Here is a 15,966-nt window from a genome sequence, read left to right as displayed (position 1 = left end):
GCTATAAAGCTATAAAGCTATAAAGCTATAAAGCTATAAAGCACATTATCAATCTATAAACCGAACGCTAAGGCTTGGCATTGTAGCTGCACTCATTCAATCGTGAATAATTCCATAATGCCATTCTACGTTACAGCTTTATTTACTCAATAACAGATGAGAAAAAGGGAGTAAATACTCCCTTTTAAGTTCAGATTCTCGGTCGTCATGGTGCTAATAGCTCCATGATATTACCGATCTATTTCAACTGGCGCTTCCGTACGTCTTTTTTTCCATTCCCTGAATATTAGTAAACTTAGAGTCATTACGACTTTTGAAGTTAGCCAAATCATTCTGATGGAACAACCTTTCGTCAGTAGAATTATAGTTCACCGTATCTATCTCTACACAGAGATAGATACGGTGAACTATAGCACGCTAAACGCTCAGATTGTAATTACACAACTAGAGTATCAACTCTACTCTATAAGATTTGGCTCATTCTTTGTTGAACAACATCGACAAGTAAATCGGGCTGGAACTTAGAAATAAAGCGGTCACAACCCACTTTTTCAACCATGGCATCATTAAAGCTGCCACTTAACGAGGTATTCAATGTGATATAGAGTTGACTCATGCGAGGATCATTTCGAACTTCATGCGTCAATTTATACCCATCCATCTCAGGCATCTCTGCATCAGTAATCATCATCAATAGCTCAGAACAAACATCAATGCCTTCATCACACCATTGCTTCAATAGCCTTAATGCCATGGCACCATCGAAACATTCTATAATTTCGACGCCCAATTGCTCCAACGTACCCTTAACTTGGTTTCTGGCGGTAGAAGAGTCGTCTACGATTAAGATTTTTTTCTAGCTAAATGAGGAAGTAACGCCGTATCTAGCGTCTCTTCTGAAATAGAAACGTCATAATCAATGATCTCGGCGAGGACTTTCTCAACATCAATAATTTCAACTAAATGGACCTGTTCTCCTTCCTCTACCTTAGTGATAGCAGTGAGATAATTCGCCCGACCGACCGTTCTTGGAGGCGGCTGAATCTCTGTCCATGTGGTATTAACGATGTTCTTCACTTCGCCCACTAAAAAGCCCTGCACCGTACGATTGTATTCGGTGATAATCAGGTTGTGATCTCCACCCTCTGCGGGTCTAGGAAACCCTACCGCTCGTCTTAAATCAATAACAGGAACAGATACGCCTCTAAGTGATGCGATGCCGCAAATACTGGGATGCGAGCCAGGAAGTTGAGTAAGAGGGGGAAGCTTTAGCACTTCCTTAACTTTAAATACGTTAATAGCAAACGTCTGACGGCTATTTAAGTTAAACATCAGCAGCTCTAGGCGGTTTTCACCCACCAGCTGCGTTCTTTGATCAACTGAACTTAATACGCTCGACATGAGATTTCCTTGGAAAAACAGTTACTAGAGCTCTTATCTCATGTTATCAACGTCTTGGACAAGAAGTTTTGCGACAAAACATCAAAACTATGACGCTCAACAAACACCCTACGCACAGTGAAAGACGATACACACGGTAGAAACGTCGATGACTAGCCTTCGATGACTTTCATGAGTAATACTCCATCATACAACGCTTGCTTCACCAATGCCGCACCGGGCATCGTTGCTTGCTTATAAAACCGAGACTCTACTAATTTAAGATCTTGAGTATAAACAGGTAGGCTTTGCTGCTCGATACAACGTTGAATGGCTGGGTATAAAATATCTTTTGCCTGATTAATAACCCCGCCAATTAACACTTTTTCAGGGTTAAAGAGGTTAATGACTATCGCGATAGCAGAACCGAGGTTGTCCCCCAGTTTTTCAATAACATTCACAGCAAGTGGGTCGCCACTAGCGGCGGCCTCACAAATCGCCTCAACACTAATTTCTTCTTGCTCAGACAATACTGACGCTTCACCATTTGCTATGCGCTGGGATACTTCTCGTCGAATAGCCTGTGAGCTCGCCACGGTTTCCAAACAGCCTTTGTTGCCGCAGTGGCAATCCAATCCGTTACGATCGATCTGAATATGCCCAAGTTCACCAATGTTGCCATGGCGACCTTGTAGCACGCGCCCATCGAGAATAATACCCGCGCCTAGGCCATGATGAATGGAAATCAGAACCGAATTATCACAATCTTGAGAATGACCAAATAAATTCTCGGCTAACGCCCATGCACGAGTGTCATTCGCAACAAATACCGGGAGGCCAGTAGCATTAAATATTTCCGCACCAATCGGGAAGTTTGCCACATTGTAATGCGGCATCTGCAGTACAATACCCTGATCAGTATTGACTAAACCAGGCAGTGTTAGCGCGATACTGGTAACACGGTCTAACTCGTTGGTGTAGGTCTCAAAAAATTCTTCGATTTCATATAAGAGACGCGCGATTACGTCATCTTGATCAACTTCATGAATCTCAATTTTTGTATCAATGAGGACATCCCCACCAAGCTCATGAAGCGCGATGGTTAAATATCCTCGCCCCAGACGCATCGATAAGAATTGCCATCCTTGATTATTCGTTTGTAAACCAACAGCAGGACGACCACGGCTGATCGCTTCCTGAACCGCCGTTTCATGAATAAGGTGTGCAGCGATAAGTTCTCGCGTGATCTTCGTAATACTCGCTGGCGCTAAGCCACTTAATTTCGACAAATCGATGCGCGATATAGGCCCAAATTGGTCTATTAATTTATACACACGACCAGCATTGACCTGCTTGATATGGTCGATATGCCCAGGTTGAGCCATGTACATCTTGCACTCCAAAAAACAACAACCTAGCAATTTTTTTACTTTGCGAAGTAATTGTGAAGCGGTTTGGTGAATCGCCGTGACAAACATCACGCATATAGGGCAAAGTTTGGGGTGCAGGTCATGTTACTCATCAAAACCTAGCCTAAAAAGATGAAAGAACATTACACCAACACAAGAAAAACACGCCAAAAACGTAACTAAAAACGCACTTATTAATCCATGAGAAATAAGTGGTCTTCAGCGCTCTTCGATAAGATATTTTTTGACTTCTTTAGATAAAGAATCGGTTCGAGTTTTGCGGCTTTTTAACTAGGCTTTGATAATGCTCTATAAACTGGAATCCAGCTTCTAAACCTAATTGGTAATCATGCAAGATGTCCTCTTTTTTACTCATCAATGATGATGTTTTCAACGCTCTGCTTGGCGCTATTTGCATAATAAAACAGTCATCCGGAGGCAGTGATAAAAAGGTGCTCGTCAACGAATAAGTCTGATAATGCACCATGAGCATATCCGCCAGTCCAGCATCAAATTTCTCACCAAACAAATGACTAAGGCGATAGATATCAGCACCGCCAAATAACCAGCGACCACCATTAATCATATTAAGGTGCTGGGAGTGTTTCTGGGCCTCGGCTTTACTTAGCTGAAGATCAAAGAATCCATTCCAGTCCTTAGACCATTGCTCTAGCTTGTCTTGCCATTGTAATTGTACATTATTTAGTGACTCACGCAGCCAAGTTGGCGGCTCCGTCACTTGCGGTTGGTCTGGTATGATGGGCTCTTCTTCTGTGAGTTGCTCCTCGGTACGAATCACCACCATCATACGGTTTTCTTGACGCCACGCCTCCTGAACCGGAATCGATGCAGAGACCCCTCCATCAATATACTCTCGTCCATTTACCGACACCGAACCATCAAACAAATTTGGTATAGCACTTGTCGCCATCATGACCCAATACCAATCCTCTTGTAGCATGGGCAAATAATGATCTTTTAGGGTTAACGTGTCAGTCACGGCAGCAAAAGCTCGACGATGCCCCATGGAGCGCCGTCCCATATCAATATCAAGCTTATAAGGGTAATCATATAATTTATCCAACGCCCACTTGAGGTTAAGTGACTGCTTTTTACGGATAAAGCTGAAGACATTAAAAAATTGCGGATCCGTGGTTAACTCAAGCAGAAACGCTCGCCCTAAACCCGGCTGCCGAGCCAAATACGCACACAGGTTAAGCGCCCCTGCAGAGGTACCATAAAACTCATCAAAAGGATCAAAGTTAGAAAGTAAGAAAGAATCAAGAACACCAGAGGTAAAAATACTACGCTGCCCTCCTCCTTGTGCAATTAGCGCAGTCTTACCTCCTACGTACTGTCTAAAGCGTTTAGGATCAACGTCAGCATGGGAATCCGTTACCACACCTGTATTTGCCATAATGTCGCTAAGCGGCCAAAATTGCAGTGAAGCCGAAAGCAAGAATGATAGAAAATGCTATTGTAGTAATACTGAGCGCCATTTTTAAATTAAAGTCCATACCACCTCCAAAATGTAACAATGCATTTACTATTGTGACACAAGATACCAATACAGAAATAACGACTTCAAAATTATGATGTTACTGTCACACTATGTTTAAAAGTTAGTACAAACTGCTCAATAATGCTACTAACGCAACCCCTGTTCAGGGCAGTAAAGGAGTACTTGATGTCTACAGTCACCAATCGAATAGTTACGATATTTTTTGTTTTAATTGCCATCCCTTCATTCTCTTTTGCTAATGTCATTGTTACCCCTTCATCGGCTACAGTATTGGCGGCACGGCCACTGACGGGGACAATAAAACCTACGATATTTCACCTTCAAGTAGTCTCGCTTTAGCTGTTGAATTCCCTCTTTTGAATGGACGAATTGGCGCTTTCTATTCGCAACAAAACTCTTCACTTGACACGTTAGATCTGGACTCGAAAATACAGTATTTACAACTCCAAAGCAGCGCTGAATACCAAGTGGCGAATAAAACGCTTGCCTATATTGGGGCGGGGTTAGGCGCTTCACACATTTCAGCAGACTGGACCAAGTCTCAAACAGGCTTTGCCGCAAGCATTTTCGGTGGGATTGAATACCAGCTAATGCCTCACTTATTCCTCAACGGTCAAGCAAGATGGCAAGGCACCGTCGTGAATAATGAAACTGTCTCTGTGTGTAATTTACCCACTAACGACCAAAGCTGTTTTATTGGCTTTAATACGCAATGGATGAATCAATTCCAGACAAACATTGGCATGAGCATTAAATTTTAATGCCTGAATACGTGACAAGTTAAATATCGATATTTATATTGGTTTGTAGCACATATTATAGAGACTACTTCTGAAAAATTAATTAGTGGTTTGCACTAATTATAAAACAACGAGTCACGGATTGATTTGAGATACAAATCACAATTAGAATATACAACCAAAATATAGACATTTACTAGTCAATACCACCACCCATCCACTCCACCTCTATAAACGTAATCTATTGCCAACACTCGTTAACATGGGTAATCTTAACCTCACACTCAGTTGAAAGTTTTAACTTTCGATACTAAGAGTCGGAATAAGTGGTTTATATCACTATAATATGGCCACATTGCAAACACAAAAACCACAAACAAAACATGATACAACCGATAATTGGCTCACCATACAAATGACATATTAATAATTGGTGCAGCTCGCTATTCATTGAATAGCATTTTATGTCGAAGATGATGTATAAAAGGAGTTAACTATGAAACGCGAACAATGGGGATCCCGCGCTGGATTTATTCTTGCAGCAGTGGGGTCGGCAATCGGACTCGGCAATATTTGGCGATTCCCTTACATGGCTTATGAAAACGGTGGCGGTGCATTCTTTATTCCTTACCTTTTTGCCATGATCACCTGCCAGTATTCCATTCATGATTCTCGAATTCAGTATGGGTCAAAAATACCGAGGTTCTGCACCAAAAACACTCTGTAAAATTAACGCCAAGTTTGAATGGCTCGGATGGTTTCAAGTCGGTGTTGCGGCAACAATCGCCGTCTACTACGTCGCCGTTATTGGTTGGGCGATTTCTTATTTTGGCATGTCGTTTACTCAAAGCTGGGGAACCGACACTAATGCCTTCTTCTTTAGTGAATACCTACAGCTAGGCGACAACTCGCCAACTAGCCTTGGCGCTATTCAGTGGAAAATTGCTGGCGCCATGCTCATTGCTTGGGCAATCACCTACTCCGCTATTGCTGGCGGTGTAAAGGCCGGGATTGAGCGAGCAGCAAAAATCATGATGCCTATCTTGTTCATCATGGTAATTATACTGATCGGTCGCATGGTATTTCTTCCGGGCGCACTTAACGGGGTTAACTACCTATTCGAACCGGATTTCAGTAAAATCTGGGACATGAAAGTCTGGGCTGCCGCTTATGGTCAAATCTTTTTCACGCTAAGTATTGGTTTTGCCATCATGCTCGCTTATTCAAGTTATTTGCCTGAGAAGTCAGATATTACTAATAATGCGTTCATGACAGTATTGATTAACTGTGGCTTCTCTATCCTAGCTGGTATCATGATTTTCTCAGTACTTGGATACATGGCTCAAGAGCAAGGCAAGCCGCTAACAGAGGTTGTTACCGCTGGTGTCGGCCTAGCATTTGTCACGCTACCAGCAGCCATTAATTTACTACCAGCGCCGTACATCTTAGGGCCACTGTTTTTCTTTGCACTCGTTATCGCAGGCTTAAGCTCTCATATTTCTATCATGGAAGCCGTCACCTCTGCTGTCATCGATAAGCTGAACTGGAGTCGTAAAAAAGCGGCCACGATTATTTGTGGCTCTGGCCTCATTATTTCTATGGCATTTGCGACCAATGGCGGCCTATTACTGCTAGATTTAGTGGACCACTTCGCGAATAACGTGGGTATTGTGGTGAGCTGTTTCATTGAGATTATACTCATGGCATGGCTACTAAAAATTGCCGATGTACGCGAGTATGTTAACAAAGTCTCTGATTTTTCAATCGGCGCTTGGTTCGATATCTGCTTGCGCTTTATCACTCCAGTTATTCTCGCAATGATTGTCGCAACGAAGTTCCAAACTCTAATCACTGAAGGTTATGGCGGCTATGCGCAATTTGATCTCATGCTACTTGGCTGGGGACTTATGGGGCTGCTCGTCGTCGTCGGTGTTGCCGTCAATGTAACAAGTAAGAAGGACGCTTAAAATGACAACTAGTGCAATTATTATGATGGTTCTAGGCCTAGGTATTACATGGGGCGGTGCATCTTACTGCATCAAAAAAGCCATGGATAAAAACCACAAATAGCCGAGTGTTTTCTGGCCCTCTGAGCGCTGTTCACCTGAAGCGTTGAGGCAACAAAATAAAAGCCAGCATCTTCATGCTGGCTTTCTTATTGGTGGTGTATAAGGTCTTTGCTTTTAAAAGCTGTAGCGAATACCAATACCCGCTCCAATCCCTAATTTCAAATCACTCTTATGGAACATCATATTGGGTGTTAGCTGCGCATAAGCATCCCAACCATTCGAGATATCCAGTTCGACACCCAGAGCGATTCGCGGACCGAAGTTATCAGAACGTTTGATTTGACCACCGACGCCAGCAAACCAAGTAAACGGCACATCGCCGCCAAAACGACCACGATTAAAGATGTAGTCCGCCGCTATGCCATCATTGCCAATCGCAAAGTTGACCTGATTATTGATTTGACCAACTACGCTCAAGCCTTGATCCAGTCCCATACCAATTTTAAACCCGCTGTTGCCTCCGCCGCTGCGTCGACTGGAGGAGCGCTGACTACTAGACTTTGCTGGCTTTGATTGCGCTTGGCTCGATGATGCACTGCGATTCGAAGAGGCGGTGCTACTGGTGCTCGGCGATGGCTTAGTACTGGCTGTATTGGTACTACCCTCTTCAACAATCTGCCATTCTTCTTCGCCACCTGCAGTGCTACCTGCGGCGATTGACAAGGTAGAAACGAACATCAGACTAATTAAACTGATACCGAGTTTGAATTTTGATTTCATGTGTTTGTTCTCTGCTTAGTGCTGCCGCTCTTCTAATTAGTGAGAGCGTTTATGGGTATGACAAAATTGCAGAGATTTTAGTGAATGGGGGGATCGTTATGTCATGACAAGGAAAGGGGCAAGACAAGGTTCAGATAGAAAAAAGGGAAGCAAATGCTTCCCTTAATAATTAACTTAACAACTTAAAGATTAACCGTGGTTACGAATCCACTCATCCATATCTGTTTTCAAGTTATCAGATTTAGTACCGAAGATAGCTTGTACACCACCTGCTACAACGACAACACCAGCTGCACCAAGCTTCTTAAGTTTATCTTGGTCAACTTGTTCTACGTCTGCTACTGCAACACGTAGACGAGTGATACAGGCGTCTAGACCAGTGATGTTTGCTTTACCACCAAACGCGGCAACAAGTTCACCAGCCATTTCGCTACCAGATTGAACGGTAGTTGCATCTTCTGATTCATCTTCACGACCTGGAGTCTTAAGATCCATCGCTGTAATAACAGTGCGGAATACGAAGTAGTAAATAGCCGCGTAAACCAGACCAACACCAACCATCAGACCGATCTTCTGAGAGTTACCAGACAGAACTAGGAAGTCGATTAGACCGTGCGAGAACGATGTACCGTGTACAAAACCAAGCATGTTCGCAACAACGTAAGCAGAACCCGCTAGTAGAGCGTGAATTGCGTACAGAACTGGAGCAACGAATAGGAAAGAGAATTCGATTGGTTCAGTGATACCCGTTAGGAATGAAGTCAGAGCTGCCGAAGCCATGATACCCATTACTTTCGCACGGTTTTCAGGCTTAGCACAATGTGCGATAGCAATTGCCGCTGCTGGTAGACCGAACATCTTGAACATGTAACCGCCAGCTAGTTGACCGAAGCCATTGCCCGCTGCACGAGATGCTTCATCAGCAACTAGGTAACAAGTTAGAACGCCGTTTTGAGTTTCGCCTGCTGCGTTAACACATGTACCCGCTTCGAAGAAGAATGGTACGTTCCATACGTGGTGAAGACCAAATGGAATCAGAGAACGCTCAACAATACCGTAGATACCAAATGCTACTGTTGGGTTTTGGTGTGCAGCCCAATCAGAGAACGCACCGATAGCGCCGCCAATTGGTGGCCAAATGATAGAAAGCAGGATACCAAGACCAATTGCCGTGAAACCTGTAATGATTGGCACAGCACGCTTACCAGCGAAGAAGCCAAGGTATTCCGGTAATTGAATTTTGAAGAAGCGGTTAAATGCCCAAGCTGCAACACCACCGACTAGGATACCACCTAGTACGCCAGTATCGATGCCTTCAACACCCATAACATCAGCCATCACGCTAAGCGTTGCTGTCATGATGCCGTAACCCACGATTGCAGCAAGACCTGCAACACCGTCGTTGTTCGTAAAGCCTAGTGCAACACCTACCGCAAATAGCAATGCCATTTGACCAAATACTGAACCACCAGCTTGTTCCATCAAGTTCGATACTACGTCTGGAATAAAGCTAAGGTCGGCAGCGCCTACCCCTAATAGAATACCTGCAACTGGTAAAACCGATACTGGTAGCATCAGTGACTTACCAACTTTTTGCAGGTTAGCAAAAAGGTTCTTAAACATGTTTATGCTCCTGATAAAGTTATTAGATTAATGGGCACTAACGGCACACCCCCGCAGCCTTAAATGTTAGCACCCAATGAAAATGTAACCACATTATGATTTGTATTTTCTGTTGATAAATATAGCTTGATGACCCTAATACTTTCTACAGTGTTACGAAGTTAAGTTTCAAAACTCAGAGTAGATCACAGTCAAAAAAACTCTAAAAACCACCACTTTTTGAACATAAACCATTGAATAATAGCCAAATTACATTTATGTCAATTAATTTCACCCAGCAAATAAAATAGCGCTATAAGTTATTTTACGTAACGTAATTACACACTGTGGTGTAGAGTCGATTTTACTTCAACATTTTTGGTGAACATTAACTTTTCGTTAACCATTTGACTTGCAATTAGAAAAAAGGATGCGCCAGGCATCCTTTTTGGTCAAATAACACCCCAACTTAATTGCTACCGCAAAAAAAGTGCCTGGTAATTTTCTGACGTCTTTTCTGCTACTTCATGCAACGAAATGCCTTTTAATTGCGCGATATAGGCGGCGACCTCAACGACATAAGCAGGCTGGTTTTGCTTACCTCTATGGGGAACAGGCGCTAAATACGGAGAGTCTGTTTCAATCAAAAGTCGCTCTAGTGGAAGTTGTTTCACCACCTCTTTTAACGCTGTTGCTTGACGAAAAGTCACAATACCGGAAATGGAAATATAGAATCCTAAGTCCATCGCCGATTCAGCGAATGAAAGATCTTCCGTGAAACAATGAATCACGCCACCACAACGTTCCGCTCCGCCATTTCGCAAAACAGCGAGTGTATCTTCACGCGCATCGCGCGTATGAATAATGAGTGGCTTATTTACATCCACCGCGACGTCTACTTGCTGCTCAAACCGCTCTTTTTGTAGGGCTGCAGTCTCTGGCTGATAATGGTAGTCCAACCCTGTTTCCCCCACCGCAACGACTCTTGGGTGCATCACATACTCTTTAAAGGTCGCAAGTGAAAACGCGCTTTCTACATCTAATGGGTGAACCCCGCAAGACGCCATTACTTCAGAGTAAGGCTCAATCAGCTTCATCATCCCAGGAAAAGCATCTAACGTAACACCAACGGAGAGCAACTGGTGTACGTTGGCTGCTTTAGCCTTGTTAATAATGTCTTCAATTCCTGACGGGTGATCGTCTAGGTTAAGTTTATCGAGATGGCAATGAGAATCTACAAACATAGAATAAGTACTTTTAAATTATAAATGACGATAATTACTAGCGTATATCATTAAACAATATAGCGAACGATAGGAGTAAAGGGCGAACATAGCCCATAGAAAAAAGAGGCTGAGACCCGCCTCTTTTTTAAAATTATCACGCTACGTCAGACCGCGTACACGTAACATTTGTATCAGTCAAACTCATACAACCAACTGGCAAATAACACTTCGCCATTTAGCCCTGGATTTGAACGTAACTGGTTACGTAACTCTTGAATACGGTCGCCTTGCTGAAACAAGCATTCATAGGAGAATAACTGAGCCAGCGTGACGGCGTCTTTCAAGTGATAGGCACCCTCAAGTCCTAATGCCTGTTTTTGAGCGGCGCAAAGCAGATGCCAATACCAGCCTAAGGTGATAGTAAGGTCGATTTTGCTTTTCGTCATTTCAGCCCAAACACTCGATGTGTCCAATCGGTCACCTTGTAGGAAGGTTATGAATGCGTCCATCATCAAACCATAAGACTTATCGTGTTTCTCTTTAATAAAGTTCAACACTGTTAATGGTTCATAACTACACAAATAGCCCGCGGATTCAGGCACAGGCTTGCCTGTCTGTTCTTCGACCCATTGCAAACATGTTTTCGCATTAGGCAACGCAATGTGCCACACTTCACAACGGCTTCGTATCGTGGGGAGCAAAAGCTTAGCATTCTCAGTCGACAATATGAATAGACATTGCTTAGGCGGCTCCTCTAATGTCTTTAACAACGCATTGGAAGCCGAGGCATTCATGGTTTCCGCATTCGGTATTACGATGATACGGTATCGGCCAAACTGAGAAGACTCTTGAGCCCATTTGTTAGCCTGACGGATTTGATCAACAGACAACGCCTTTTTGTCTTTTTCAGGTAACAAGTAGTGTACATCCGGATGCGATTCACTCTTCAGTAAATCACAAGAATGACAAAACCCACACGGCTCTGAATGATCGTTCTGGCACATCACACCTGATACATATTGGTGTATCAGAGCATCAGGGGCTAAACCCTTCTGCGCCTGCACGAGCATTGCGCCAGCAATACGTTCATTGTCAAGGCTCTGCTTGAGTTGCAGCCAAAGCCCCTCAAGCCAAGGATAGCTTTTCACTGCTTACCCCTTCTGCTCTATCAACCACATTTGCACTGCCGTCTGAATGCTTTTTTGCACACCCTCGATAGATTGGCTTGCGTCAATGATGGCCACACTATCGTCAGACTCTGCAATCTTCAGATAAGAAGCGCGGGTTCTTTCAAAGAAGCTCAAGTCCATTTTTTCAATTCGGTCAAGCTCTCCACGACCACGAGCTCTTTCTAAACCTAACTTAGGGTCAATATCAAGATAAAGTGTGAAGTCTGGTTTGAAATCACCAATCGCGATTTGCTTAAGGGAACTCATCACCGACTCATCAATTTGTCGACCGCCACCTTGATAAGCTTGAGATGACATATCATGGCGATCACCGATCACCCATGTACCTTGTGCTAGAGCAGGTTTAATTACCGTTTCCACAAGTTGAATGCGAGCGGCGTACATAAGAAGGAGTTCAGAACGATCTTGCAGCGCTTCATCAGCGTGTTCTTCTTTCACTAACGCTCGCATTTTCTCTGCCAGTGCGGTACCGCCAGGCTCTCGCGTGTTAGTGATTCGCTCAATGCCTGAACGTTCTAATTCCGAACGAAGAGTCTGAATAGCAGTACTTTTTCCTGCACCTTCTAGCCCTTCAATAACAATAAATTTAGCTTGGCTCATTTCTGACTTCTTATCGTTTTTAAATATTTTTGTACCGCTCGATTATGGTCTCTAAGATTTTTAGAGAACACATGCCCTCCAGTACCACTGGCGACAAAATAAAGGTAGCGGCTTTTTTCAGGGTGTAATGCAGCATGAATAGACGCTTCCCCTGGCATAGCAATCGGGGTTGGTGGCAACCCATCAATAACATACGTATTGTATGGTGTTCGTTCACGTAAATCCTTCTTGCGAATGTTACCATCATACCGTTCCCCCATACCGTAGATCACGGTAGGATCGGTTTGCAGGCGCATCGGACGGTTGAGACGGTTGACAAATACCGATGCAACACGCTCACGCTCAGATGCAACCGCGGTTTCTTTTTCAATAATAGAGGCAAGTATCAACGCTTCATAAGGTGTTTTTAAAGGCAAGCCTTGCTGTTTATTGTTCCAATTCGTTGTCAAGATACGGTCTAGTTTATTATGAGCTCGACGCAAAATATCAAGATCGCTATCTCCAACAGCATAGTGATACGTCTCCGCTAAAAACAATCCTTCCAGTTTTGTTTGCGGGATCTCAAGCTGCGCTGCAATATCGGCTTCCGACATATCACTCGCGACTTGATTTAAATGCTCTGCAGCGGATAGCTGCTCGCGCCACTCTTTAAATGTCGAGCCTTCAATAAAGGTAATGGCAAGTTGGTACTCGATACCTTCATTTAATACATCAATCGCCTGTGTGAGATCCATACCAGGTTGGAGTTGGAAAGTACCCACTTTGAGCTGAGAAAGCTCAGGGTGAAAACGACGGACAAGCTGAGAAAAAGGACTTTCATCAATCCAGTCATTTTTTTGAAACTGTGAAAATACAGTATTAAGGCTATTGCCTCTCTTTATCGTCACCAACTGAGGTGATTCGATACGCAAAGATTGCCCAAGAAATGCATCAACACCCTTCTGCACGTAAAACATCGCTCCGAGAGCTAAAGCAATGAACACAATAATAATAAATAACAGCTTCTTTAACACTGATCTAAATACTCCTGAATACGTCTGGTAACCCTACCAATAGGTAAAGCAGCTTCCTCAATTTTCTTCACCTAGCGCAACCCCTAGAATACAATTGCTCACAAATATTTCATCCGCAGACAATAGTGCTGACAACGAGTACTCATCTTCATAGCACTTAATCTGCAAGTGCTTTAACGCTTCAATGACCTCAGCTCTCATGACCCCTGCCACACCTGAGTTAGCAAGAGTTGGCGTATAGACCTTGCCTTCACTGACCCAAAAGACGTTCGCCATACTTGTTTCAACCACATTGTCATTCAAATCTAGAGCAAGTCCATCATCAAAGCGAGTTTGTTCTATTTCCGCTTTCATCAATATTTGCTCTAAACGGTTATTGTGCTTAATACTGCAGCGAGCAAAGGGTTTAACCCTAATTGGGTCTTGCACAGCATTAAAGATAAGCCTTCTTCACGCCATGACAAGTAATGTGGAGGATAAGGAAAGCAGCTGATCGTAACGATAGGCCCACTCTCAACCGACGGACTATAGCCTCTGCCACCACACCCGCGACTGACATGAATTTTTAACCCCGCAAGTGGCGTAGTTAGCGCGACGGAAGTCAGCTGCTCGTGGACAACGGACCAATTAGGTTGTGGGATCTGTAACACCTTGAGGGCGGTGTTCATTCGTGCGACATGTTTCTGCCACAACATGATATTGCCATGTTTGGTTAGTATCGTTGTAAAGCAACCGTCACCATATTGAAAACTTCTGTCTGATACAGACACTTTTTCAATAATTTCTCCGTCTCTCCAAAACATGTGTCTTCCCTAAATAAACAAACGGCTTAATGCTAAGCATCAAGCCGTTTGATTACAAGTGACTTCTTTGAACGAAAGGGTTAAATCTTTTTGAAGATCAACGAGCCATTCGTTCCGCCAAAACCAAATGAGTTACACAGAGCATATTCCATATCAACTTTGCGCGCGGTGTGCGGTACAAGGTCAATATCAATTTCTGGCTCTTGGTTGTCTAAGTTGATTGTCGGTGGAACAATTTGATCAACCAAAGACATAACCGTGATGATTGCCTCAGCTGAACCAGCAGCACCTAAAAGGTGACCAGTCATCGACTTAGTAGAAGAAACCAATACTTGCTTAGAGCCAGCTTCACCCAGCGCACGTTTAATGCCGTTGATCTCAGCAATATCACCTGCAGGTGTTGATGTTCCATGCGCATTGACGTAACCGATTTGTTCTCCTGTTACGCCTGCATCACGCATTGCCGCTTCCATCGCTAACGCACCGCCAGAACCATCAGCACTAGGTGATGTCATATGGTAAGCGTCACCACTCATACCAAAACCAACGATTTCAGCATAAATTTTAGCGCCGCGAGCTTTAGCATGCTCGTATTCTTCAACAACCATCATACCGGCGCCGTCACCCAACACGAAGCCATCACGATCAACATCCCAAGGACGCGACGCTTTTTGTGGCTCATCGTTACGAGTAGACAACGCTTTAGCAGCTCCAAAACCCGCCATGCCAAGAGGCGTTGACGCTTTTTCAGAACCACCAGCAACCATCGCCTCTGCATCGCCATAGGCGATCATGCGAGCGGCATGGCCGATGTTATGCAAACCAGTAGTACACGCTGTAGAAATTGCGATATTCGGGCCACGTAAGCCTGCGAAAATAGATAACTGACCAGCAACCATATTTACGATGGTTGATGGAACAAAGAAAGGACTTACACGACGTGGGCCTTTACCTACTAACGCATTATATCCCGCTTCAATTAAGTCTAGGCCACCAATACCCGATCCAATGGCAACACCATAACGGTGAGCGTTTTCTGGGTTAACTTCTAGGCCTGAGTCTTTAAGAGCTTGCATACCTGCCACGATTCCGTACTGGATAAATAAATCCATTTTACGAGCATCTTTTTTGGTGAGGTATTCGCTGTAATCAAAGTCTTTGACTAAACCAGCGAAGCGAGTTGAGTATTCAGTTGCATCAAAGTGCTCGATATTAACGATGCCACTTTGACCTTCTAATAGGGCTTTCCATGAAGATTCTACGGTGTTGCCTACTATGGTGACAACATACCCATGCCAGTGACAACAACACGACGCTTGGACATGATATTTTTCTCCGGGGGATTGAAATGTTTCTATTTGAAAGGATAGAAGAGGTTAAAAAACACAGGCGGCCAGAAGGCCGCCTGGGAGAGATATTACTGAGCGCTATTTACGTAGTCGATAGCCGCTTGAACAGTAGTGATTTTCTCTGCTTCTTCATCAGGAATCTCAGTATCGAATTCCTCTTCAAGAGCCATTACTAGCTCAACTGTGTCTAGAGAGTCTGCACCTAGATCGTCAACAAATGAAGCTTCGTTCTTAACTTCTGCTTCGTCTACACCTAGCTGTTCTACAATGATTTTTCTTACGCGTTCTTCAATGTTGCTCATTTTTCTTTTCCTTTACAGATTTCGCTCAATGCGATGTTTCC

12 protein-coding genes and 4 pseudogenes are annotated in these 15,966 nt (G+C 43.7%); 3 read left to right on the top strand and 13 right to left on the bottom strand.

What is annotated here, in order from left to right; genetic code table 11:
- Window positions 1-463 precede the first annotated feature (463 nt).
- The 4 genes and pseudogenes from AC0L66_RS06410 to cydH all read right to left on the bottom strand — a co-directional run bounded on the left by AC0L66_RS06410 (window position 464) and on the right by cydH (window position 4,306).
- Window positions 464-1,401, bottom strand: a pseudogene (locus tag AC0L66_RS06410) (chemotaxis protein CheV).
- Between the two features lie 152 nt (window positions 1,402-1,553).
- Window positions 1,554-2,771: a sugar metabolism global transcriptional regulator Mlc gene (mlc, locus tag AC0L66_RS06405; protein ID WP_265673381.1), complete on the bottom strand. Its 1,218-nt coding sequence runs from the start codon at window positions 2,769-2,771 to the stop codon at window positions 1,554-1,556.
- A 271-nt stretch (window positions 2,772-3,042) separates the two neighbouring features.
- Window positions 3,043-4,206, bottom strand: a complete 1,164-nt coding sequence (locus tag AC0L66_RS06400) for a patatin-like phospholipase family protein (protein WP_265673380.1) — start codon at window positions 4,204-4,206, stop codon at window positions 3,043-3,045.
- A 7-nt stretch (window positions 4,207-4,213) separates the two neighbouring features.
- Window positions 4,214-4,306 (bottom strand): cytochrome bd-I oxidase subunit CydH, encoded by a 93-nt coding sequence (gene cydH / locus AC0L66_RS06395; RefSeq protein ID WP_390902881.1) that lies wholly within the window; start codon window positions 4,304-4,306, stop codon window positions 4,214-4,216.
- A 361-nt stretch (window positions 4,307-4,667) separates the two neighbouring features.
- Here cydH and AC0L66_RS06390 point away from each other — a divergent pair, with 361 nt between their 5' ends.
- The 3 genes and pseudogenes from AC0L66_RS06390 to AC0L66_RS06380 all read left to right on the top strand — a co-directional run bounded on the left by AC0L66_RS06390 (window position 4,668) and on the right by AC0L66_RS06380 (window position 7,121).
- Window positions 4,668-5,072 carry an outer membrane protein gene (locus AC0L66_RS06390; RefSeq protein ID WP_473568784.1) on the top strand — a complete coding sequence of 135 codons (405 nt, stop codon included), beginning with the start codon at window positions 4,668-4,670 and terminating at the stop codon, window positions 5,070-5,072.
- A gap of 475 nt (window positions 5,073-5,547) precedes the next feature.
- A pseudogene (locus tag AC0L66_RS06385) lies at window positions 5,548-7,018 on the top strand (sodium-dependent transporter).
- Between the two features lies 1 nt (window position 7,019).
- Window positions 7,020-7,121 (top strand): MetS family NSS transporter small subunit, encoded by a 102-nt coding sequence (locus AC0L66_RS06380; protein WP_106427128.1) that lies wholly within the window; start codon window positions 7,020-7,022, stop codon window positions 7,119-7,121.
- 113 nt (window positions 7,122-7,234) lie between these two features.
- On the opposite strand, the gene AC0L66_RS06375 is transcribed toward AC0L66_RS06380, so the two are convergent.
- The 9 genes and pseudogenes from AC0L66_RS06375 to acpP form a co-directional block, all read right to left on the bottom strand.
- Window positions 7,235-7,840, bottom strand: coding sequence for a hypothetical protein (locus AC0L66_RS06375; RefSeq protein WP_265673377.1), 606 nt, complete (start codon window positions 7,838-7,840; stop codon window positions 7,235-7,237).
- Window positions 7,841-8,029: 189 nt separating this feature from the next.
- Window positions 8,030-9,463 (bottom strand): PTS glucose transporter subunit IIBC, encoded by a 1,434-nt coding sequence (gene ptsG, locus AC0L66_RS06370; RefSeq protein ID WP_265673376.1) that lies wholly within the window; start codon window positions 9,461-9,463, stop codon window positions 8,030-8,032.
- Between the two features lie 455 nt (window positions 9,464-9,918).
- A complete protein-coding gene (locus AC0L66_RS06365; protein WP_265673375.1) occupies window positions 9,919-10,686 on the bottom strand; it encodes a TatD family hydrolase in 768 nt (255 codons plus the stop codon).
- A 173-nt stretch (window positions 10,687-10,859) separates the two neighbouring features.
- Window positions 10,860-11,816: a DNA polymerase III subunit delta' gene (gene holB / locus AC0L66_RS06360; protein WP_265673374.1), complete on the bottom strand. Its 957-nt coding sequence runs from the start codon at window positions 11,814-11,816 to the stop codon at window positions 10,860-10,862.
- Window positions 11,817-11,819: 3 nt separating this feature from the next.
- Window positions 11,820-12,458 (bottom strand): dTMP kinase, encoded by a 639-nt coding sequence (gene tmk, locus AC0L66_RS06355; protein WP_265673373.1) that lies wholly within the window; start codon window positions 12,456-12,458, stop codon window positions 11,820-11,822.
- Window positions 12,455-13,471 carry an endolytic transglycosylase MltG gene (gene mltG / locus AC0L66_RS06350; protein ID WP_265673372.1) on the bottom strand — a complete coding sequence of 339 codons (1,017 nt, stop codon included), beginning with the start codon at window positions 13,469-13,471 and terminating at the stop codon, window positions 12,455-12,457. Before mltG ends, tmk begins: the two co-directional genes overlap by 4 nt.
- Window positions 13,465-14,274 (bottom strand): annotated as a pseudogene (pabC, locus tag AC0L66_RS06345) (aminodeoxychorismate lyase). Before pabC ends, mltG begins: the two are co-directional and overlap by 7 nt.
- Window positions 14,275-14,354: 80 nt before the next feature.
- A pseudogene (gene fabF / locus AC0L66_RS06340) lies at window positions 14,355-15,598 on the bottom strand (beta-ketoacyl-ACP synthase II).
- A 93-nt stretch (window positions 15,599-15,691) separates the two neighbouring features.
- Window positions 15,692-15,925: an acyl carrier protein gene (gene acpP, locus AC0L66_RS06335; protein ID WP_027697107.1), complete on the bottom strand. Its 234-nt coding sequence runs from the start codon at window positions 15,923-15,925 to the stop codon at window positions 15,692-15,694.
- Between the last annotated feature and the right edge of the window lie 41 nt (window positions 15,926-15,966).

The organism is Vibrio sp. GJ43-1, from assembly GCF_055808835.1.
The sequence above is the reverse complement of the archived record's forward strand: the minus strand, read 5'-3'. Positions and strand labels throughout refer to the sequence as shown.